Origin of the sequence: Fundicoccus culcitae (assembly GCF_024661895.1) — a bacterium.
Taxonomy (GTDB): domain Bacteria; phylum Bacillota; class Bacilli; order Lactobacillales; family Aerococcaceae; genus Fundicoccus_A; species Fundicoccus_A culcitae.
Map to the genome: position 1 here is coordinate 1889847 of NZ_CP102453.1, position 21023 is coordinate 1910869.

Below are 21023 nucleotides of genomic sequence, written 5' to 3' on the forward strand. Positions count from 1 at the left end.
AGGTGTTCTCATGAACCAAGAACTTCCTCCATTAACTTCATATTCAGAAGAACTACGACAAAATGCGATGGATAAATATCAAGTGATTGCCCCTTATCTTAAGCATGAAGAAAGTTTGAGTAATATTGCTGAAGAATCAGGGGTTCCAAAAAGAACTTTATACCATTGGGTAAATCAATATCAACAATCAGGGTTGAAAGGATTGATCCGAAGAAAGCGCTCGGATTCAGGAAGCTTTAAAGTAGAAGAAAATGTACAAGAAGAAATTAAAAAGCTTATATTTGAAAACAAAAAAAACACCTTAACTTCTATTCATCGGAAAGTCTGTAAAATTTGTAAAAAGAAAAATTGGGCCCCGCCTAGTTACAATCAAGTATATGCGATTGCTAAAAATCTGTCGCCACAATTAAAGGAACTTGCTCATAAAGGAAAAAAAGAATATCAAAATAATTATGATTTGGTTTATCGTCGTGAGTCTTATTATCCCAATGAAATATGGCAGGCTGACCACACTCCCTTGGATATCCTTGTTTTAAACGAAAAAGGAAAGCCTGAGAGGCCATGGTTAACAATTATTTTAGATGATTATAGCCGAGCAGTTGCAGGGTATTTCCTTAGTTTTCAAGCTCCTTCTGCTATTCAAACTTCTTTAGTTTTACACCAAGCAATATGGAAAAAAAGCAACTCTGATTGGCAAATATGTGGTATACCTGAAACTTTCTATACCGATCACGGAAGTGATTTCACTTCAAATCATTTGGAGCAAGTCGCAATTGATTTAAAAATCAATCTTATTTTTTCTACGGTAGGTATGCCAAGAGGACGGGGGAAAATAGAACGTTTCTTTTTAACAATTAATCAGTTGTTTTTGCAAGATTTACCAGGTTACTTTGGGAATCAAAATACCTCAAATCTTCTTACGATAAAAGAGATTGATGAGAAATTAGCGCGTTTCATTATATATGATTATCACCATAGAATTCATGCCACAACAAAACAAGAGCCTATAAAAATGTGGAATAATTCAGGATTTCTTCCTAATCTACCAGATAGTCTAGAAAGTTTAGATTTATTGTTATTAAATGTTGCAAAATCAAGAAAAGTTCATTCTGACGGCATTCACTTCCAAGGGTTAAGATATATTGACACCAATTTAGCAGCTTATGTAGGTGAAACTGTTATCATTAGATATGATCCAAGAGATATTGCTGAGATCCGTGTATTTTACAAAGACCAATATTTATGCACGGCAATTTCTCCTGAAATTTCTGATTACGAAGTCGATTTAAAAGAGATTGTTGCGGCACGTAATAAGGCACGAAAAAACCTTGAAAATCAGCTCCATTCTGGAAATAATATTGCGGAAGAACTTATTTCAACTAAGCAAAAAGAGTTAGACAACCCTGTAATCAAAAAAGATTCTAAGAAGTCAAAAATTAAGAGGTATTACAATGATTAAAACACCCTACTTTATTGAAACAAAAGAATATAAACGCTTTGTAGAATTTTGTCAGGCATGTATCAAATACAAATATATCGGAATTTGTTATGGATTACCCGGAGTTGGGAAAACTTTATCCGCTAAGCAATATTCAAATTGGAATTGGGTCGAAAAACAAATTGATTACAAAAAATCGGAAGAAATCGGAATGAATGCAGATGAAAAAATCCTTGAAGCGAAAACAATATTTTACACCGCTCCAGCCATACGGGCGACTAAAATGACGAATGAAATCGATATGATCGGTGGTAAAATGGGTATGGTTAAAAGTATGTATAGAGTTCTTCAGTTAGGAGCAGAAGAAAAATACTCAACGAATGTGTATGAAGAAATTGATCTCATTATTATTGATGAAATAGATCGATTAAAAGTACAGCATTTAGAACAATTAAGAGATATTTATGACCAAAAAGATGTGGCTATGATCTTTATTGGAATGCCGGGTATAGAAAAGCGATTGGCTCGTTATCCTCAACTCTACTCGAGAATAGGTTTTGCCCATGAATTTGACAGATTGAGTAAAGACGAGATCCACCATATTCTGGAATACAAATGGGAAGAGTTAGGATTATCTGTCCAACTGGAAGATTTTGCTAATTATGAAGCTGTCACTAGTATTATTAAAATTACCAGTGGAAACTTTCGACTTATCCAAAGACTTTTCACCCAAATCGAAAGAATATTAGAAATCAATAACCTTGAAACTATCACGACAGAAGTAGTGGAAGCTGCACGAGATAGTTTAGTCATTGGAGTAAAATAAGTAATAAAAAGGACTATTTCATTTAGCGAAATAGTCTTTTTTTGTTCTATTAGTGCAACATAGCGCTTGAAGTTAGTGCGAAATAAAACCATAATTTACACATAATCCCTGAGAAAAATTGTGACTTCCAAGCTGAATCTTTCAGTTCATCATTTTCTTTCGTAAAAATTTCTAACGTTTTTTCTTCTTGGTTGAAAGCTTTAACGATGTTTTGTCCTGCAAAGACTTCTTCGATTTGACCATTAATAATCCCTAACGATCTTTGTTGCCTTTGGAAGAACTTTTGTGAGCGTTTCATTAGAAAACGAATCAAAAATATACTAACCGGTAGAACGACTAACACAATCAAGGCCATCAAAACATTGATGCTAAACATCATATAAGTAATTCCAAGCATGGTTAAGACCGAGGTTAAAATTTGCGTGATACTTTGACTCAAGCCACCGCCTAAGGTATCGATGTCGTTAGTTATCCGCGATAAAACTTCCCCATAGGGACGGGATTCAAAATATTTCATTGGCATACGATTAATTTTAGCAAGCAGTCTTTGTCTCAAGCTGTAGGTAACATTTTCCGTTACGGTCGTCATAATATAGCCTTCTAAGGCCGAAAATAGCGCACTTATGAAATAGATAGCTAATACGAACAGTAAAATATTACCGATTCGCGAAAAATCAATCCTACCTGTTCCTTGTAATTGTGCAACAACACCATTAAACAATTCGGTTGTTGCCTGTCCTAAAATACGCGGTCCCATCGTACTTAAAATAACTGAGATGACGGATGAAATCAAAACCACTGACATCAACCATTTTTGTTGAAGGATTTCCTTAACAATTCGGCTAATGCTCCCCATAAAATCGTCAGGTTTTTCAGCAGCAGCCAAGGGTGTCCCACCACCGATCGGTCGTTTGACGACTTTCTTCGTCTTATTATCCGTCACTTCTGAATTTACTTCTTTGTTGGTGTTATTTTCAGACAAGTCCACTCGCCTCCTCTAAACGTTCTCGATTGATGCTTTCTTTTTGACGGTCAATTTCTGTTTGTGATAATTGGGAACTGGCAATTTCCCGGTAAACTTGCGAGGATTCCATTAATTCTAAATGATCACCTTTACCCACAATACGTCCTTCTTCTAAGACGATAATTTGATCAGCATTTAAAACCGTACTAATTCGTTGCGCGACAATAATTACCGTTGCGTCTTGAATTTTTTCAGCTAAAGCTTTACGCAAGGAAGCATCTGTTCGATAATCCAAGGCAGAAAAACTATCATCAAATAAGAAAATCTTTGGTTGTTTGGCAATCGCACGCGCTATTGACAAGCGTTGTTTTTGACCACCAGAGACATTGCTACCACCTTGGGCAATCGTTGACTGATAACCCTCCGCTTTCTCATCAATAAATTCCGTCGCATGCGCTATGTCAGCCGCTTCTTCCATCTTATCAACACTTAAATCGCTATCCCCATACGCCACATTACTTTGAATGGTCCCTGAGAATAAAACCCCTTTTTGTGGAACAAATCCGATTAAATCACGTAATTGTTTTAAGCTCATCTCACGTATATCCACACCATCGATGGCAATACTTCCTTTAGAAACATCATAAAAGCGTAAAAGAAGATGTAATAAAGTCGATTTACCACTCCCCGTACTGCCTATAATGGCGGTTGTTTTACCCGGTTCAGCGGTAAAAGTAATCCCTTCTAAAATATTTTCGTCCGCCCCCTCATATCTAAAGGCTACATTTTCAAAATGAACGAGGCCTTTTGGTTCTTCTAATAGCACTGGCTCTGCTTGATCATGAATCGAAATTTCGGCATCCAATACTTCATACACACGATCAGAAGCAACAATCGAACGTGGAATTTGCATACCCATCATTGAGAACATTAAAAACGAAAAGATAATTTGCATCGTATAATTTATATAGGCCGTTAACTCCCCCACTTGCATGTTTCCATCTGCAATATGATGCCCTCCAACCCAAATAATCAAGACCGAGATTCCATTCATAATTAACAACATAATCGGCATCATTAAAGACATAATCCGTCCGACATACAAATAAGTATCCCGCAATTTCACATTAGCTGAATCAAAGCGTTCTCCTTCAAAATCTTGACGACCAAAGGCTCGAATAACTTGCAAGCCCGTCAAAATTTCACGCGCAATCAAATTCACACGGTCAATTAATTCCTGTAATTGCTTAAAGCGCGGCATCGTTAAATACAACAAGAGCCCTACCATTAATACAACTAGCGTAACGGCTAAGCCAACAATCCATGACATGGACGCGCCGGTACGAATGACATGCAAGATACCTCCTATGGCCATAACCGGTGAAAACAAAATAACGCGTAAAAACAAAGTCATAACTAATTGAATTTGTTGAATATCATTGGTGCTACGTGTTATCAGTGATGCCGTAGAGAATCGATCCACTTCCTTTTGCGAAAACTGCAGTACCTTTGCAAAAATATTTTCTCGCAAACGATGGCCAATTGCCGCACCGACAGTTGCTGAAAAATAATGCGATACTAAAGCGAAAACAACCGATAAGAGCGATACAAACACCATCATACTGCCCTCTCTTAATAAATACCGCTGCTGATACTGATTGGTATCGATATTCGTCGCTTGATGTTGACTAGCGACCGCCTGCATCGCAGCATTATGTATCGTAGAATCACCTAAAGAAGCCAATTGTTCTGAAAGTTGATCGCGTATAGTTTCAATATCGAGTGAAGCAAAGTCCACTTGATTCGTCATCGTATTAATTTGTTCTTGACTCATCTCTTGGCTTATTTGATAAATAGCTAAAGGCAATTCTAAATGTGAGCCGATGAAAGACATTTGATCGGGTTGTTCGATTATGTCACTCTCTAAACGGTAATGACCTTCCTCATCGAGATGGTAATAGGTTTCTAATACGTCACTTTCTTCAGGCAAAGTAATTTGCATTAATAGATTGTACATCTGCGAAGTCATTGCTAGAGGAGCTGCCTCACTAAAACCCTGATTTTGAATTCCAACGTCAATAAGTTTGGAAGTATATTCAGGTAATAGTAAAATAGTATAAGCATGAAAAATATGGAAAATAATGATTATGATAATAGCCCTCCAATGAGGCTGTAACTGACGAAATAAATTTTTCATTCTCTAACTCCTTCTAACGATTCATTTGACTGACTCAGCGAATCTTGATAAATGTCTTGCATAGCATCGATGATTTGATTCCCTACCATAATATAATGTTCTAAATCTTTATCCTGAATCCTCTGATACACTTGCAACATAAAATCCATTAATTTACGTTTCATTTTGCCATATTCTTGTTCACCCTTGGGTGTCAAACTTAAATAGCTAGCACGCCGATCATCTGCATCTTCCGTACGCACAACCCATTCTTTATCAACCAGCGCTTTCACTGTTCGCGAAATAGCCGGTGCCGTTAGTTTTAATTCTTTAGCCAGTTGGGTGACATTCAAAGCAACCGATTCATCCTTGATTTTCTCTAAACGATGCAAGATAACATACTCACTATGTGGCATTTCTTTAATTAAATCATAATATTTAACTCGTAAATTATGCATTTTATGATTCATTTGTTGGATTTGTTCACCATATTCTTCATATTTCAATGTTTCACCTACTTTATTATATATACTTAACATTGTTAATATTTAACTTTGTTAATTATACAAAGTGCTATCTCTTATCGCAAGCAACTTGCTCCAATCGCTGCTGAAATTTGTCATTATCCTGTTATGGTATTTTTAGTCAATTTTGGTTATGCTTATTGTTACTTATTATTTTAGAAAGGATATAAATACTTATGCGTAAATCTCGTTTTAGTCGGTTCTTAACTATTTTATTTATTTTAGTCCTTGCTGGTGCTTTGCTTATCATAATTAATTATTACAATAATTCGACCAATCAATCTCAAGAAAGCATTGAATCAACCCGTTCATTGTTGACTTCTTCGCAAGAAGACGAAGCCCTTAGCGAAACATTGGAAACAGAAATGAGTTCAATTGAAGAAGACGTTCGTTCAACCGCAGAAGAAACAGAAGAGGTTGTTGAATCCGGTCCGTTATTTGATGAATCGGTCCTAGGTGACTCTGATTTTCCACCCTCCTCCATTCCCAATGATGTTAACAAAGCCGATTTACAGACTGCCATGGATGAATACTATGCCACTCAATATACGGCACAAGAAAAAACGAATACACAATCTCGCATTTCAGATGAGCAACTAACCGCGATTCAAACAACAATTGATAACAACGAAGCCTTAGCACCTCTAAATGCTAGTGTTGATCAGATTCAAATGTCATTGGATAACGACACCGTTTATGTTGCACGCATTATTGTTCCTTTAACCTACACCCAAGCGAACAATACGGCTGAAAATAACGATATTGATTTTCTAACCATCGCTCTGACCGAATTAGGTAACCGTCTGGTTATGATTACCTATTACAATGAAAATTCACAAGAGCTCATTCCCTATCATTTAACCAATAGTACCAAGCCGATATTCACTTATACCAACAACTAACCCAAACAATTTCGCAAAAAAGGTCAGAAAGCATTGATTTTACAATCAATCTTTCTGACCTTTTATATATCACAATTGTTTACGATAATTATTAATTAAACGTTCGCTAATAATCACTTTTTGCTTAGCAAGTTCATCAACAACTTCATGATCCGTCATGGTAGCGGGGGCATCTTTTAAGAAATCCAGAATAATTTCCTTAATCTTCTTGGCTGTTAAACCACCGCGACCTTCATGCGTGGCTACGTTAATAAAATCGGTTAAGGGCATAACTGTTTGATTAAATTGTATATTTTTATTCGTAACAATCAACTTAATAATCGGTTCAGATAAACGCGTTGATGTCGCTAAATCTTTTATCATTAAAGGTTTCTTTTCCGTTTCCCCTTTAAAAAAGAAATCACTTTGATGAAGGATGATTTCTTTAACGACTTCTAGAATTAAATGCTCACGTTTACGTAAGTTATTAGTCAAATCCAAATAAGCCGTTTTTTTAGGTTCGATATACGCCTTCAAAGTCACATCAGGTTCCCTTTGCATCTCTTCATAGTATGTTTGATTAAAGGTAATCTTCGGATAATATTGACGATTATAGCGCAAAGCCAACTGATCATTTTTAACCTGTAAAGTCACATCAGGGATTAAATTGATTTTGGCTTGTCTGTCAAATAAGGTGGCTGGGGCAGGACGCAAGGTATGATAATAATTCACCGATTGTTTTATTTCATCTAACGTAATATCTGACTTTTGTTGAATCTCTACATAATCTTTTTCAGTAATTTCATTATAAAATTCCTCTAATAAATAATACGCCACATCCGGTGCGTGTAAATCACGCTCTGTTTGTAACATTAGACTTTCTTGTAGATCATATGCACCAACACCTGCAGGCTCTAAACTTTTAATTAGAGTCATTGCATCCAGGACAACCATTTCAGATGAAGCTTCAATTTCTTTGGCTAATTCTTGGTAGGTATAGGGCAAATAACCATTATCATCAAGATAGTCAACGAGCCGTACCATCACATCTCTTATTTCTGTTTGACGAAACATCATTATTTGCTCAAATAAAAAGACCGATAAACTTTGAGGTGATGTAGGCAGTTGGGATTCAACGCCTCTAATATTAGGTTCTGGAATAGATTGGGCATTTTTTCCCAAGAATGATTCGAGCGCATAATCTAAATCAATGAATGGATTATCTAAGATGGCATCTTCCAAATAATACGTTAATTGCTCGGCATTTAAATCTAAAATATCCAATAATTGCTCATTGACAGCAATATCCAATTGAGATAATCCTTCAAAAATTTTTACATCTTTGTCTTCAAGCACAATGTTGTGTTCTTGATCTGAATTTGTCATTTGTTAACCTCCTTACTAAATTTACTCTACTTAATCTATTATAAAAGATACAACTTTATTCGTCCACACCCATAGGCAATTATCATCAGACTCTTAACTGATTGGCAAAGATATTTATTTAAAAAAAAAGAAAACTCCAGGAAGTGGCGGGGCCAACTCTTGGAGTGATGCAATTAAATATCGATGGAACCACTAAAGGTATCTGAATGTTCAAAATCGCCGTACTCAAACCCACGATAAAACCAATTTTGCCGTTGTTGCGATGTGCCATGTGTAAAGCTATCCGGTACAACCCGACCATAGGCAGCTTCTTGTAGGGTATCGTCACCGACTGCATAAGCGGCTTGCATGGCTTCTTCCAAATCACCGATTTCAAGCAAACCATGGTCTTGCACATAGTTAGCCCACGCACCTGCGAAATAATCTGCTTGAAGTTCTAGGCGAACATTCAGTTCATTAGCGGTGTTTTCCGAAGCACCCCGGCGTGCACTGTTATACTCATCCATTATTCCCGTTAAATTTTGGACATGATGGCCCACTTCATGGGCAAGGACATAAGCCATAGCAAAATCGCCTGGTGCTTGGTAACGGGTGGCCAATTGATGATAGAAATCCATATCAATATAGATTGTTTGATCAGCCGGACAATAAAACGGGCCAGCAGCACTGTCTCCATAGCCACAACCACCGGTTGGGGTGCCAGCTGTATAAACAACTAAAGACGTTGGTTCATAGACCATATCGTAGTTTTCAAATGTTTGCGTCCAATAATCTTCCGTAAAACCTAATACGGCAGCTAAAAAATCAAGTTCTTCATCAGAGGCTAAATCATCTGTATTAACGGTCTGTTGGTTAGTCGTTGTTTGTATGACTTGATTATTCGATGACTGATCTAAAACACCATCAAACAATCCAAAACCACCACCAAACAATCCTAAAGCCAGAATAATGATTAAGATCCATTTCCCACCACCACTTGACATCAGTAGAGGGAGCAGCAGATTAAGTAAACCACCTGATGAGCGGTTGGTTCCTCCACCTCTACCCCTCGGATTTGAACTTGTGCGACCTGATTGATTATTTTGTCCACGTCGATCTTGTACATTTTTACTGCGTCGTAAATCTTCCCATTTCATAAAAATTCCTCCAAATGATTCGGATTAACTTATATTCTTTTAAACAAAGGGTGCTACTAAACGTAAGATGGCATCCCAAAGTGCTCCAATAGAAGTTGTTTTAATATCAGTTAATTGAATTTGTTTGGAAACACTTTGCGACTCCAAGAAGTCTGCTTTAATGTCCTTAATAACTGGATGGTAATATAACATGGTCCCTGTTTCAAAATGTAAATATAATGAACGATAATCCAGATTAATGGTACCAATATTAACGATTTTATCGTCAACAATAAAAGTCTTTGCGTGTAAAAAGCCTGGTGTATATTCATAGATTTTAACCCCACCCTCAAGTAAAGGACGGTAATGCGACCGGGTCATCCGGTACACAATCGGTTTATCAGGTATGCCGGGTGTCATCAAGCGTACATCAACACCTCTTTTAGCAGCTAGTGTCATCGCTGTTTGCAATTCATAAGAGACGACTAAATAAGGGGTATAAATATAAACATAATCTTTTGCCGCATTCAGCATATCACGATAAACATTTTCCCCTAATACCTCGTCATCTAAGGGAGAGTCGCCAAACGATTGCACAAAGCCGGTAGCACTAATATTCTCATCGTTTGCCATCAAATCAAATGTTTCATCCATTTTTTCAATTGGCTTAAACGGAACATATGAATCATCGGTTGGGTAAAAAGCATTCCACATATTCAGAAAAAGAACCGTTAAATTCCATGTGGCTGGGCCATCCATCCGAATCATATTATCTTTCCAATAACCAAAACGCTCGACATGATTAATATATTCATCAGCAATATTCAAACCACCCGTATAGCCAATTTCACGGTCAATCAGAATCATTTTTCGGTGATCCCGCGTATTATAAACTAACGAGAGAATAGGCATAACTGGATTAAATTTTAAGGTTTTAATGCCTTCGGCTTCCATCTGTTTATCAAAGTCAGAAGGTAAACGCAGGAGGCAACCAAAATCATCATAAATAAGGCGAACATCTACCCCTTCTTTAGCTTTCTTTTTTAAAACATCAAAAATTTGTGACATCATTAACCCATCTTCAATAATAAAAAACTCAATGAAAATATGTTCTTTTGCCTCTTCTAAATCCTTAAGTAACGTATCCATCATCGTTTCACCAGCAGGAAAGTACGTCACACCTGTATTGGTATAGACAGGGCTGTCCCCATAGTCATGAATATATTGACTCATGGAACCCAGGCGCTGGTCCTTTTGAAATAACAACTTTTTGGCTGAAGGAACGGTCTCCATCTCATGCATATGCAATTTTGACTGATTATTCAATAACCGTGTCATACTTTTTTGAGGCCTTTTATTCCCCATTGCTGCATATAATAAGCCACCAAAAATTGGCATTAAAGAAATAACAATAATCCAACTAATTCGATAGGCAGGACTTTCATCTTTACTGACCAGATATAAAATCATAAAAACGGAAAAAAGCGTTAAAATAGCATTTATCAAAGCAGAATGACTGATAATGTTGGTAAAAAATACGTACCACCAAGCAATTTGAATGATGATTAAAATCAGATAAATGAACAGTCGAATGAATGTCGAATTATTTAATAATTTTTTTAGCAAAAATTAGCACCTCCAATGCATTAAGGTAAACATCGCTTGCTTTACCTTATTTTCTTTTTTCACTTCCTAAACTCTAAGTAATTTTATTATAGCTACTAAATTGCATTGCGACAACTAAAAGCATACGGGTCTAGGTAAAAAGAAAGAAAAAACATAAAAATCCGAACGTTTAATAATAGTGATGACACACTAAAATTAAACGTTCGGATATTCAGCTAATTAATTTTTCAAGAAAGAAAAATGAAGGTGTTATTTATTAAAAGCTTTTTTATATTCTGAAACAATATTATCCACCGTAAAGCCGAAGTACTCAACAACTTCCTCGCCTTTACCAGACGCACCAAATCGATCAATACCTAATGATAATCCATCAAGACCGACATATTTGCCCCATCCAAATGTTGCGCCCATTTCGATTGACATACGATGACGAACGGCTGATGGTAGGACACTTTCTTTATATTCAGCTGATTGCTCATCGAAAATATTTTGGGCTGGCATTGAAACAACGGACACATCAATACCTTCTTCTTTCAGAGCCGCTTGAGCTTGAACCGCTAAGGATACTTCAGATCCAGTCGCAATTAAAATACCTTCTGCTTGGTCAGCTGTAGCTGGAGAAACCACGTATGCCCCTTTACGAACACCTTCTTCTGCAAGGTCAAAGGTTGTTTCAATAACAGGTAAATCTTGGCGTGACAAGGCTAACATGGTTGGACGATCAGTTGACTCTAAGGCTATTTTCCAGGCGGCAAATGTTTCATTGGCGTCTGCTGGACGAATTAAATTCAAGTTTGGAACAGCTCTAAAAGCAGCTAATTGCTCAATCGGTTCATGTGTTGGTCCATCTTCACCAACGGCCACTGAATCATGTGTCATAACGTAAATCACGGGTAACTGTGATAGGGCAGCTAATCTAACCGCTGCTTTCAAGTAGTCGGTAAAGATAAAGAAGGTTCCACCATAAATCTTAGTTCCACCATGGAGCATAACACCATTTAGGATACCTGCCATAGCAAACTCTCTGACACCAAACCAAATATTGCGACCCGCACGGTTATCAGGCATAAAATCTTCTGATGATTCGTTCATGGTTTTGTTTGAACTCGATAAATCCGCAGCACCACCCCAAAGTTGAGGCACGCCTTTAGCCAAGACTTGGATGGCTTTACCACTTGAAGCACGCGTTGCTGAAGCCTTTGTCCCTGCTGGTTGATAGTCTAATTCTTTAGCATAATCTTCTGGAAGTTCGCCAGCAAACGCTTTAAGCATGTTAGCGGCTAATTCTGGGTTAGCTTGTTGGTAGTCAGCAAATAATGCTTCCCATGCTGTATAGGCTTCTTTTCCTCTTTGTTGAACTTTTACTTTAAAGAGCTTTTGAGCTTCTTCTGGGACAGTGAAGGCTTCATAATCCCAACCATATTTAACTTTTGTTTGTTCCCAATCTTCTGAACCCAATGGACTACCATGAACTTTATGTGTGCCTTCATTGACTGAACCAAAACCAATAATGGTTTTCACTTCAATAATTGTCGGCTGATTGGTGTTCGCTTTAGCTGTAGCAATCGCTTGTTCAATGCTGTTTAAATCATTACCATCATTAACAAGCAAATATTGCCAGCCAATCGCTTCAAAACGGCCTTTAATATCTTCAACAAAGGCTTTATTTAAATCGCCGTCTAAAGAAATATCATTACTATCATACAAGAAAATTAATTTGCCTAGCTCTTGTTTTCCAGCAAATGATGTCGCTTCATAAGCAATACCTTCCATTAAATCGCCATCACTAACAATCGCATAGGTATAATGGTCAATCACTTTATGATCATCCGTATTATATAATGCAGCCGTATGTGTTTCAGCTATAGCCATCCCAACGGCTTGAGCAACCCCTTGTCCTAATGGACCGGTTGTTGCTTCAACACCTTCTGTATGTTTAACCTCTGGGTGTCCAGGCGTTTTGCTGTTCAATTGACGGAAATTTTTCAAATCATCCATCGTTACATCAAAACCAGCTGTATGTAACAAACTATACAATAATGCCGAACCATGTCCCGCAGATAAAACAAAGCGATCACGGTTAATCCAATCCGCATTTTCTGCCGTCACATTTAAATGCCCTGCCCATAAAGCATAGGCCATTGGCGCTGCTCCCATAGGTAAGCCAGGGTGACCTGAATTGGCTTTTTCAACTTGATCTACACTTAAGGCACGTAGGGTATTAACGGCTATCGTATCATTTTCAGTAAACATAAACATCCTCCAATATTTTATTGTATTAGCTAACTGACAAGCAACATAACTTTTCGATGATGAAACTGTATTTATAAACAATTGTAATGGAGCAATGACATCTTTTCAAGTTTTCTTCTCAAAAGATAAATAAATTTCATTGCTTTTCAGGAGCATCCTTACTTAATTCTAATTTAACCGCTTAATCTTCTTGCCGATATTTTTTCATCATAGTGGCAAATATCTCGGCTGATGAAGGGGGTGTATAGGTAATTGAATTAGCGCCTGCAGCAATGGTCGCCAAAATCGTTTCTCCTGACGGCCCACCCGTAGCGATAATGGGAATCGTTTGACTATAATTTTTGCGAATATAACTCACTACTTCAGCGGTATTGGGTCCGGCAGAGACATTTAGTATATCGGCTCCCGCCTCAATTTTACCGGCCATATCATCTTTCATACTAGAAATAGTTGCCACTAAAGGTATATCGATAATGCGATGGATTTTCTTAATATCCTTGTTGGACATGGGTCCATTAACAACGACCCCATAAGCCCCTAATTGTTCGGTTTGAAAAGCAAGGTTAACACTGCGTTTACCCGCGGTTGTTCCGCCACCAACCCCCGCAAAAACAGGGACGGAAGCAACGTCTATAATTGATTGCGTAATGCTAATGAGTGGGGTGAATGGATAAACCGCAAAAACAGCATGGGCATTTGAATTACGAATGATGGCAACATCCGTCGAAAAAAGTAGCGACTTAATCCGCGAACCAAACACTTTGATCCCTGAAGCCTCATAAATTTCTTCGGGCATAACCACGATTCTTCCCCGTAACTGCGAATTATACTCGGGAACAGCGCGTTTTTCAGCCGCTGATCGTTCTTTAATAACAACAACAGGGACGGCATGATCATCTAATTCGGTAGTTACTGTCTCATAATTTCCTACAATAACTTGTTCCGTTTGCGATAAAACTTTTTTTACTTCGGGCTTTTTAGCTTCCGATTCGTTTTTTTCGGGCAAATCAATACACTCCTCTATAAAAATAATTACATTTGTATTTTATAACAGTTTTTTCACTATAGAAAACAAAAGCACCAAACTTAATAAAAAATTCTTCAAATGTTTCAAGTATTTAACTATCGAAAAACCGCGTAATTATTCAATACTTGTCTCTGATAATAACAGCTACTCTCAAACTAGAGTGCCAGACCTTATCCACAATTATTGCATAATTACGCGGTTCTTCTATATGACAACACACTTAGTTAACACCATTAAGCATTGCTAGCTAATTGGTCAGCTTTATCACACTTTAACTTTAAACCATTGGCTGTCTCAAATAAGATAGAAATCTTTTCATTTTCTAACGAATAGATGACACGTTTACCTATTTTTTCAGACGTAATAATATTGTTTTTTCTTAAAGTGATTAAATGATGTGAAGTTGTAGCCACCGATGCTCCGATGAATTGAGAAATTTCATAGACACATAATCGATCATAATTCATCAATAATTCAACGATTTTCACACGATTTAAATCACCTAAAACCTTAAAAATATTCGCTTTTTGTTCAACCAATTGGTTATCGAGGACTAAATCAACCTCAACACGCTGCTCCTCTATTTGTTCATCATTTAAACATTCATATTCTGTCATTCTCAACGACTCCTTTTAATTATTCCTGGTCTCATCTAGTCAATGATTTTTCATTCAAATCATCCTAATAATAAAAGTATATCAAAAAACTAATAGAAAAGACAGACATAATCAAACTTAATTTGAATGTTATAAACCATCAGACAATTATTGTGCAGACTCTTCCGCATTTTCCAATGCACTAAACAATTCCAAGCCGATCATTTCATTAAATGCGTCTGCGGTTATAACTTGATCATCCGTTGGCTGTGCGATAGCTAATTGATTGAGTCCGATAAAATATTCTACGGCATGTGTTTCGTCATCATTAATCATACTTAAAGACAATGAAGCGGTATCCATCGAAATGGCGATGGAGCCTGTAAACGGTTGGCTAAAGAATTCAAATACGCCTTCTAACCCATCATTATTCGCTTCGTCTTGTCCATCAAGTAAGAGCGCTTGAAAAGCATCGCGATTTTCTTGGGTTACATCATAATAATAAATTTCACCCACCTCGGTTTCAACCGTTGAAAAATCAACACCCTCTGTTTGGAAATAGTCAAAGAGGCGTGTGAGGAAGTAATCATCGACGGCACGTATTTCATCATACATTAGCTGATGCTCTGCTGTTGCGTATTCATTATCAATCATCAAACCGCTAATTTCATCACTATTAAGCTGTGCATATTGATAAAACGCTTCTACCGTTGTGCCTGCATATAAATCAGGATAATTATTTAAACCTTCCGCCATCGCGGCCATTAAATCATCACTCGGGATTAAAGAACGTTGAAACTCGCCCTGGTTTGTTTCAATCAAAACACTCGAATTAATGGTTGAAGGGGCACTGTGCATTAAGTAATATAAATCCCCGTCACGTACATACCGCAACGAACGCACTGCAAATTCATCAGCATTAACCGCCTCTAAATAATTAAACCCATTTGAGACATAACGCGGTTGCGACTGTAACGCTTCAATCACACTTAGAGGATTGCCTTCTTCAAGCTGAACCTCATTAAGTGCCAACAAATCAATGGCTTCTTCAGCATTTTCTTCAACCGAGACAGCTTGTGATTCTACCACTGATTCACTGTCATCTTGAGCATAAATAGCGTTTTGATTAAATTGCAATAAAAAACTAGTCAGTAAACTTAAATAAACAATTGTCTTTTTTTTCATAATAATCCTTTCATCTTGTCGGTTTTAATTGAGTTCATTAAGCTTGGAAAGCAGTGGAATAAGTTCTGTAAATGAGCGTATAATATAATCTGCTTCCTTTAAGTGATCAAGGTGCTCATCTTCTAAGGCTAAGCCAATAGCAGCCTTTGTTTTCGCACCAAATTCCATATCCACACTCGAATCGCCCACATAAACGAGTTCATGTGGCGGAATCCCATGATTAGCATGAATAACATCAAAAGCACTTGATTCTGGTTTGCTCCCATATTGATCGGCATTACCAATAAAATCAAAATAAGAAATGAGTCCAGCGCGCGTTAACATCATATCCGTCAATTTTTGATTGTCATTTGTAACAACCCCTAGAAAATAACCTTGATCTTTCAATGTTTCTAGAGATTCAACGACCCCATCAATGACTGGAATGGGATCTTGGCGTCCTTTAAAGTAATCCATAAAATAACTTTCTATTCGTTCACTAATCTCTGCCACTGATAAAGGTAAAACTAAACTTATGGCTTTGGCCTGATCCTCAATACTCCCAGCGGCAACCGTCGAGTTGCTTAGAATAGCTGTGTCAGTTACACCAATGGATAATTTAAATGCTTTTTTTTCATTTTCAGTTAAGTCAGTTTCTTCTAATAAAATATTCACTACTTCAATGGTTGGTTGATCCCAACTATTACCCAATTCAACTAAGGTTCCATCCTTATCAAAAATAATACCTTTTAACATATAACCCTCACTTTTATTATTTTTTTAAAGCATAGGCATCTAAAAAAGATGAACTTCCAATGATAGTGATTGAAACTATTGACATTTCCACTATCATTGAAAGTTTAATTTTTAAATCATTCACATTTTTTAAAGCCAATGGCTGCAATAAGTTCATTTAGTTAAACATATTCGTAATTAGATAGACACTTGTTAGAAGCATTAAGTGATATTTATTTGACAGAATATTAACCGGTAGGTTACTGACTGAATGGTTACTTATTATGTCGATTGTATCAGAATTGATTAAATCCATAAACCAATTAGTTATTGACATACTATTATTATACAATCGGTTAACCATTAAGGTAAAAGCCATAGTAAATGTTCTGGTTGGCTTTTGAACGAGTGATGATGTTACAGCGTTATGTTGTTGCTGGGTTGGCCTTTGAGGATTTTCATTATTTGGTTCGGATTGGACGGGTGATATTTGAGGCTCCGTCGCTTCACTGGACGATTCGATTGGTTTGGGTTCACTACTCGCCTCAGTTTCACTACTTGCCGCTTGTGATTCAGACGTTTCATCCACATCACTTTCTGGAGGAAGCTGGCTCTCGACGGATTCAAATGAACCAGGCGGCTCAGGATTAATGACACTACTGGTTTGTTCTTCACCATTGGAATATGTTTCTTCATATTCATCACGATTATTACTTTCGGCTGTAGGTTGACTGGTCGCTTGACTTTGTGCATAAACAGGCGTTTGGATATAGGGTAAAGCAGACACATTAATTAAAAGCATAGCAAAAAAGGCCATGACACCTTTCAAATAACATTTTTTCATTGTCTTCCTCCTTTGCCTGATTGCTTTAATTTTAGCACAAGAAGAACCAGAATATTTTTATGTCATCATTTTGTATTATAAATATAACTTTGCTTAACATTCGGTGAAATATTTGCTATATATTTTAATTTAATTTTAAAGCATAGTGACTACATCGCTTTAGGTTCCATACACGCTTGTAATATATTTACAACATCATTTTTGTTTAACGGCACATAGGCATTTTCTAAGCGTGAAGCCGCTGCCGTAGCCATTTCATCAAAGAATTCATCCGACGTAATTCCCACTTCCGGTAAGGTCATCGGTAAGCCTGCATCCAAGAAAAACTGGTAAGTTTTATCAATTGCTAAACGAGCCGCAGCATAAGGATCCCCAGCGCTAGGAATATTCCATACCTTTTCGGCATACATAGCAAATCGCTCAACCGTTTGATCATTTAAGATATACGCCATCCAACGCGGTGTTAAAATCGCTAATCCGACCGCATGTGTAATATCATAATAAGCTGACAAAACATGTTCAATTGGATGACACGTCCAAGGTCCACCTTTTCCAAAACTCGTTAAACCATTCAAGGCTAAAGTTGATGCCCACATGAGATTCGCACGCGCGTCATAATTTTCTGGTTCTTGTAAAGCGATAGGTAAATAATGAATGCACGCATTTAAAATCCCTTCAGCTAAACGATCCTGTATAAAGACCTCTTCCTCATGACTAAAATATATTTCGAACGTATGGGACATAATATCGGCAGTTCCTGCTGCTGTTTGATGCTTGGAAACACTAAAAGTGTAAGTGGGATCACAAATTGAAGCATAAGGATACATATGGTAGCTTCTCGTACCTATTTTTTCTTTGGTTGCAAAATTAGTAATAACACCGCTAGCATTCATTTCTGTTCCCGTTGCCGAAAGGGTTAAGACATCGATTAAGGGCAATGCATCTTGGATTAAGTCCGGTTGCTTGACTAGTTCCCATGGATCGCCATCAAATTTAGCTGCCGCAGCCATTACCTTTGAAGCGTCAATGGTTGAGCCACCTCCAACAGCCAAGACGACATCTATATCATGTGTTTTACAGAGTTCGGCGCCTTTTCTGACCGTTTCAATCCGTGGGTTAGGCTCAATTCCAGCTAATTCAATCATTTCACACTCGGGCAATAAGGCAAGAATGGTATCATATAGACCATTGCGTTTGATACTACCCCCACCATAAGTTAATAAGACCTTCTTACCAAACTCATTAATCAAATTGGGCAAATGCTCTATTTGATTTTTGCCAAAATATAATTTTGTAGGAATATCATAAATAAAATTTTTCATCCTTTTTCTCCTTTATCGTTATAGGTTATTTTTCAAAAAGTAAAGCAATATTTTAGACTTTTCTCCTCTTAAATTTATTAAACATATCCATAACTTAAAAATATTATGCTTGAATGATTAAAATAAAAACAATTCAATTAATCCATAGACTTTAAATCTAAGACTATTTATGTTAGGCTTTCATTATTCAGAGATAATAATAATTTTTTAGTTTCAATTTTTGTTAATTTTTAATAAATTTTGATAATTTACTTTTATTTATAGAAGAATTGTTGTAATATAGTATTACTGTAAATTGAAAGGAGTTGAAATTTTGTATATATCAAACGTTAATTCAGCATCCATAAAACTAAAATCGATTGTTCAAGAAAATATCCCTATTGGACAAGATTTAACCCTTTTATCTGAGGATGAATTGATCATCATTTATATACATAAAGGGTCTGCCACCTACCGACACAATGGCGAAGAAGGAGAAATTAAAAAACGTGATTTAATTATTTTAAATCCACATCACCAACTTGATTTATCACCCATTCGTAAAATTGAATGGATTAAAGTATCATTGAGTGGTGTTTTATTCACCTCTTCATTGGAAGCAAATTCACAGGAACAATTATTTATTGTCAGTGACAAAGGACAGTCTATTAAGCATTATTTAGATTTAACTTTAATGGAAATGGAAAATCCATTTCGCGGATCTGAAATCATCATGAAAAAACTATTGGAATGTGTCATGGTTCATGTTTTAAGAAATAACGAGCTCTCAATCAAAGATTCAACCACGCAAATCAAACACAATGAGATTGAAATTATCCAAGCTTATATACGTGAAAACTATTCTAAAAAGATTACCCTTGATGAACTTTCAGATTTAGTAGGCATTAATAAGTATTATCTCATTCGTCTATTCAAACAACAAACAGGCTTATCACCGATTGATTATTTAATTCACGTTCGGTTAGAAGAGGCTGAAAAACTATTATCTCAGTCAAATGTAACTATTTCAAAAATTTCTGATATCGTTGGTTTTCACTCCCCTTCGCATTTTTCGAAAACATTTAAGGAAAGCAATCATATGACACCTTCAAGTTATCGAAAAAAATATTCCGCTGACCATGTAACTACCTAATTAAAGTGGTGTCTATCCGGCTAAGATTCCGTCTTTGGAATCTTAGCCCTTTTTTTATGCCCAATTAAGATTCCCATATTCAGATGAATATGTGAGGGTAAAATAGCTTTAAGTTTCGCCAAATTATCAGCCTTTAAATGCCATGTTAAAGGTGTCATTTGTAACAAACGCTCAAGCTCTTCCATCGTTAATTCCACTACTTCATTGATTTGATAGTAGGAATTTTCTGGAAAAGCCTCTTGAAATTTTTCGATAATAGGTTGATTATCATACTTCTCTTGAATCGCAAAACCTAATTGAATTAAAGCTTGACGAATTTCAATCAAATAATCCTTTTCTGCAATGACTTTCACTATTTGTCCATCATCTTTTAAAACTCGTTTAAATTCGGTATAGTTTGCCGGTGATAATATTGACAAGATGATATCTATGCGCTGATTTTGAAGTGGAAGTTGAGCTAAATCGGCAACTAATGAAAGCATCTCACCATTATAGGAAGTCGCTAACTGAATGCCATCTTTAGCCAAATCTACCCCAATAAGACTTAAAGCTTTATCGCTTGATGCATGTAAAACATGCAAATAACTGCCTTCACCACTCCCAGCATCAAGCACCACATCCCCGTTAGAGAGCTGTGTATTTAAATAACGCATCAAAGGGACCAGTAACGGACGGTAAAAAGCTGATTCGGTAATAATATACCGCCGATGTTGAAAGAGGGTTTTATCATAGTCTGTTTGTTGCGTTGCTTGTTTAGATAGGTAGAAATAACCTTGCTTTGCGCTATCAAAACGATGATTATTGCTACAGACCAGGCTGTTCCCTTGCCTCTTTAAAGGAGCATGACAGTGGATACATTGAAACACCTCTGGATGGTTGTCTAACCAGTCTAAACTTTGTGCGAGTTTTGTTTTTTTCATTAATTCAGCCATAGGCACTCCTTCAAAAAAGATAAAAACCCATAAATGGATCGTTAGTTGCCCTAATCGTCTATCCATTTATGGGTTATTTGCT

General features: G+C 36.7%; 18 protein-coding genes. 4 read left to right on the forward strand and 14 right to left on the reverse strand.

Going from position 1 to position 21023, the window contains the following annotated elements:
- Positions 1-10: 10 nt before the first annotated feature.
- Both NRE15_RS08545 and NRE15_RS08550 read left to right on the forward strand, forming a co-directional pair.
- Positions 11-1459: a Mu transposase C-terminal domain-containing protein gene (locus tag NRE15_RS08545; RefSeq protein WP_313792468.1), complete on the forward strand. Its 1449-nt coding sequence runs from the start codon at positions 11-13 to the stop codon at positions 1457-1459.
- The gene (locus NRE15_RS08550; protein WP_313792469.1) at positions 1452-2264 is read left to right on the forward strand and encodes an AAA family ATPase; all 813 of its coding nucleotides are present in this window, start codon (positions 1452-1454) and stop codon (positions 2262-2264) included. The genes NRE15_RS08545 and NRE15_RS08550 overlap by 8 nt, the downstream gene beginning before the upstream one ends.
- A gap of 49 nt (positions 2265-2313) precedes the next feature.
- Here the strand turns inward: NRE15_RS08550 and NRE15_RS08555 are convergent, their stop codons facing one another.
- The 3 genes from NRE15_RS08555 to NRE15_RS08565 are packed head-to-tail and all read right to left on the reverse strand — an operon-like array spanning position 2314 to position 5910.
- Positions 2314-3246, reverse strand: coding sequence for an ABC transporter permease (locus NRE15_RS08555; protein WP_313792470.1), 933 nt, complete (start codon positions 3244-3246; stop codon positions 2314-2316).
- On the reverse strand, positions 3239-5425 hold the full coding sequence (locus NRE15_RS08560; protein ID WP_313792471.1) for an ABC transporter ATP-binding protein: 2187 nt from the start codon (positions 5423-5425) through the stop codon (positions 3239-3241). The genes NRE15_RS08555 and NRE15_RS08560 overlap by 8 nt, the downstream gene beginning before the upstream one ends.
- On the reverse strand, positions 5422-5910 hold the full coding sequence (locus NRE15_RS08565; protein ID WP_313792472.1) for a MarR family winged helix-turn-helix transcriptional regulator: 489 nt from the start codon (positions 5908-5910) through the stop codon (positions 5422-5424). The genes NRE15_RS08560 and NRE15_RS08565 overlap by 4 nt, the downstream gene beginning before the upstream one ends.
- Positions 5911-6104: 194 nt before the next feature.
- On the opposite strand from NRE15_RS08565, the gene NRE15_RS08570 reads away from it, so the two are divergent.
- Entirely contained in the window at positions 6105-6830 is a 726-nt protein-coding gene (locus NRE15_RS08570) for a hypothetical protein (protein WP_313792473.1), read from the forward strand.
- 69 nt (positions 6831-6899) lie between these two features.
- Here the strand turns inward: NRE15_RS08570 and NRE15_RS08575 are convergent, their stop codons facing one another.
- From NRE15_RS08575 to NRE15_RS08620, 10 genes are all read right to left on the reverse strand, one after another.
- The gene (locus NRE15_RS08575; protein ID WP_313792474.1) at positions 6900-8195 is read right to left on the reverse strand and encodes an RNA polymerase factor sigma-54; all 1296 of its coding nucleotides are present in this window, start codon (positions 8193-8195) and stop codon (positions 6900-6902) included.
- Between the two features lie 173 nt (positions 8196-8368).
- Positions 8369-9331, reverse strand: coding sequence for a KPN_02809 family neutral zinc metallopeptidase (gene ypfJ / locus NRE15_RS08580; RefSeq protein ID WP_313792475.1), 963 nt, complete (start codon positions 9329-9331; stop codon positions 8369-8371).
- Between the two features lie 39 nt (positions 9332-9370).
- Positions 9371-10936, reverse strand: coding sequence for a cardiolipin synthase (gene cls / locus NRE15_RS08585; protein ID WP_313792476.1), 1566 nt, complete (start codon positions 10934-10936; stop codon positions 9371-9373).
- Between the two features lie 249 nt (positions 10937-11185).
- The gene (gene tkt / locus NRE15_RS08590; protein ID WP_313792477.1) at positions 11186-13189 is read right to left on the reverse strand and encodes a transketolase; all 2004 of its coding nucleotides are present in this window, start codon (positions 13187-13189) and stop codon (positions 11186-11188) included.
- A gap of 181 nt (positions 13190-13370) precedes the next feature.
- Positions 13371-13985 (reverse strand): hydrolase, encoded by a 615-nt coding sequence (locus NRE15_RS08595; protein ID WP_313794977.1) that lies wholly within the window; start codon positions 13983-13985, stop codon positions 13371-13373.
- 464 nt (positions 13986-14449) lie between these two features.
- A complete protein-coding gene (locus tag NRE15_RS08600) occupies positions 14450-14833 on the reverse strand; it encodes an ArsR/SmtB family transcription factor (RefSeq protein WP_313792478.1) in 384 nt (127 codons plus the stop codon).
- 147 nt (positions 14834-14980) lie between these two features.
- Positions 14981-15997, reverse strand: coding sequence for a hypothetical protein (locus NRE15_RS08605; RefSeq protein ID WP_313792479.1), 1017 nt, complete (start codon positions 15995-15997; stop codon positions 14981-14983).
- Between the two features lie 24 nt (positions 15998-16021).
- Positions 16022-16732 carry an HAD family hydrolase gene (locus NRE15_RS08610; protein ID WP_313792480.1) on the reverse strand — a complete coding sequence of 237 codons (711 nt, stop codon included), beginning with the start codon at positions 16730-16732 and terminating at the stop codon, positions 16022-16024.
- Positions 16733-16889: 157 nt separating this feature from the next.
- Entirely contained in the window at positions 16890-17555 is a 666-nt protein-coding gene (locus tag NRE15_RS08615) for a hypothetical protein (RefSeq protein ID WP_313792481.1), read from the reverse strand.
- A gap of 149 nt (positions 17556-17704) precedes the next feature.
- Positions 17705-18877, reverse strand: a complete 1173-nt coding sequence (locus NRE15_RS08620) for an iron-containing alcohol dehydrogenase (protein WP_313792482.1) — start codon at positions 18875-18877, stop codon at positions 17705-17707.
- Positions 18878-19190: 313 nt separating this feature from the next.
- On the opposite strand from NRE15_RS08620, the gene NRE15_RS08625 reads away from it, so the two are divergent.
- The gene (locus tag NRE15_RS08625) at positions 19191-20009 is read left to right on the forward strand and encodes an AraC family transcriptional regulator (protein ID WP_313792483.1); all 819 of its coding nucleotides are present in this window, start codon (positions 19191-19193) and stop codon (positions 20007-20009) included.
- A 20-nt stretch (positions 20010-20029) separates the two neighbouring features.
- Here the strand turns inward: NRE15_RS08625 and NRE15_RS08630 are convergent, their stop codons facing one another.
- Entirely contained in the window at positions 20030-20941 is a 912-nt protein-coding gene (locus tag NRE15_RS08630; protein ID WP_313792484.1) for a putative RNA methyltransferase, read from the reverse strand.
- Positions 20942-21023: the final 82 nt, after the last annotated feature.

Excerpts from the sequence above, each read along its gene's own strand:
- NRE15_RS08595 (WP_313794977.1), bottom strand. The coding sequence starts at position 13,985 with ATGCCCGAAGAAATTTATGAGGCTTCAGGGATCAAAGTGTTTGGTTCG.
- tkt (WP_313792477.1), bottom strand. The coding sequence starts at position 13,189 with ATGTTTACTGAAAATGATACGATAGCCGTTAATACCCTACGTGCCTTA.
- NRE15_RS08620 (WP_313792482.1), bottom strand. The coding sequence starts at position 18,877 with ATGAAAAATTTTATTTATGATATTCCTACAAAATTATATTTTGGCAAA.
- NRE15_RS08575 (WP_313792474.1), bottom strand. The coding sequence starts at position 8,195 with ATGACAAATTCAGATCAAGAACACAACATTGTGCTTGAAGACAAAGAT.
- NRE15_RS08610 (WP_313792480.1), bottom strand. The coding sequence starts at position 16,732 with ATGTTAAAAGGTATTATTTTTGATAAGGATGGAACCTTAGTTGAATTG.
- NRE15_RS08570 (WP_313792473.1), top strand. The coding sequence starts at position 6,105 with ATGCGTAAATCTCGTTTTAGTCGGTTCTTAACTATTTTATTTATTTTA.
- NRE15_RS08605 (WP_313792479.1), bottom strand. The coding sequence starts at position 15,997 with ATGAAAAAAAAGACAATTGTTTATTTAAGTTTACTGACTAGTTTTTTA.
- ypfJ (WP_313792475.1), bottom strand. The coding sequence starts at position 9,331 with ATGAAATGGGAAGATTTACGACGCAGTAAAAATGTACAAGATCGACGT.
- NRE15_RS08560 (WP_313792471.1), bottom strand. The coding sequence starts at position 5,425 with ATGAAAAATTTATTTCGTCAGTTACAGCCTCATTGGAGGGCTATTATC.
- NRE15_RS08550 (WP_313792469.1), top strand. The coding sequence starts at position 1,452 with ATGATTAAAACACCCTACTTTATTGAAACAAAAGAATATAAACGCTTT.
- NRE15_RS08545 (WP_313792468.1), top strand. The coding sequence starts at position 11 with ATGAACCAAGAACTTCCTCCATTAACTTCATATTCAGAAGAACTACGA.
- NRE15_RS08600 (WP_313792478.1), bottom strand. The coding sequence starts at position 14,833 with ATGACAGAATATGAATGTTTAAATGATGAACAAATAGAGGAGCAGCGT.
- NRE15_RS08630 (WP_313792484.1), bottom strand. The coding sequence starts at position 20,941 with ATGGCTGAATTAATGAAAAAAACAAAACTCGCACAAAGTTTAGACTGG.
- NRE15_RS08615 (WP_313792481.1), bottom strand. The coding sequence starts at position 17,555 with ATGAAAAAATGTTATTTGAAAGGTGTCATGGCCTTTTTTGCTATGCTT.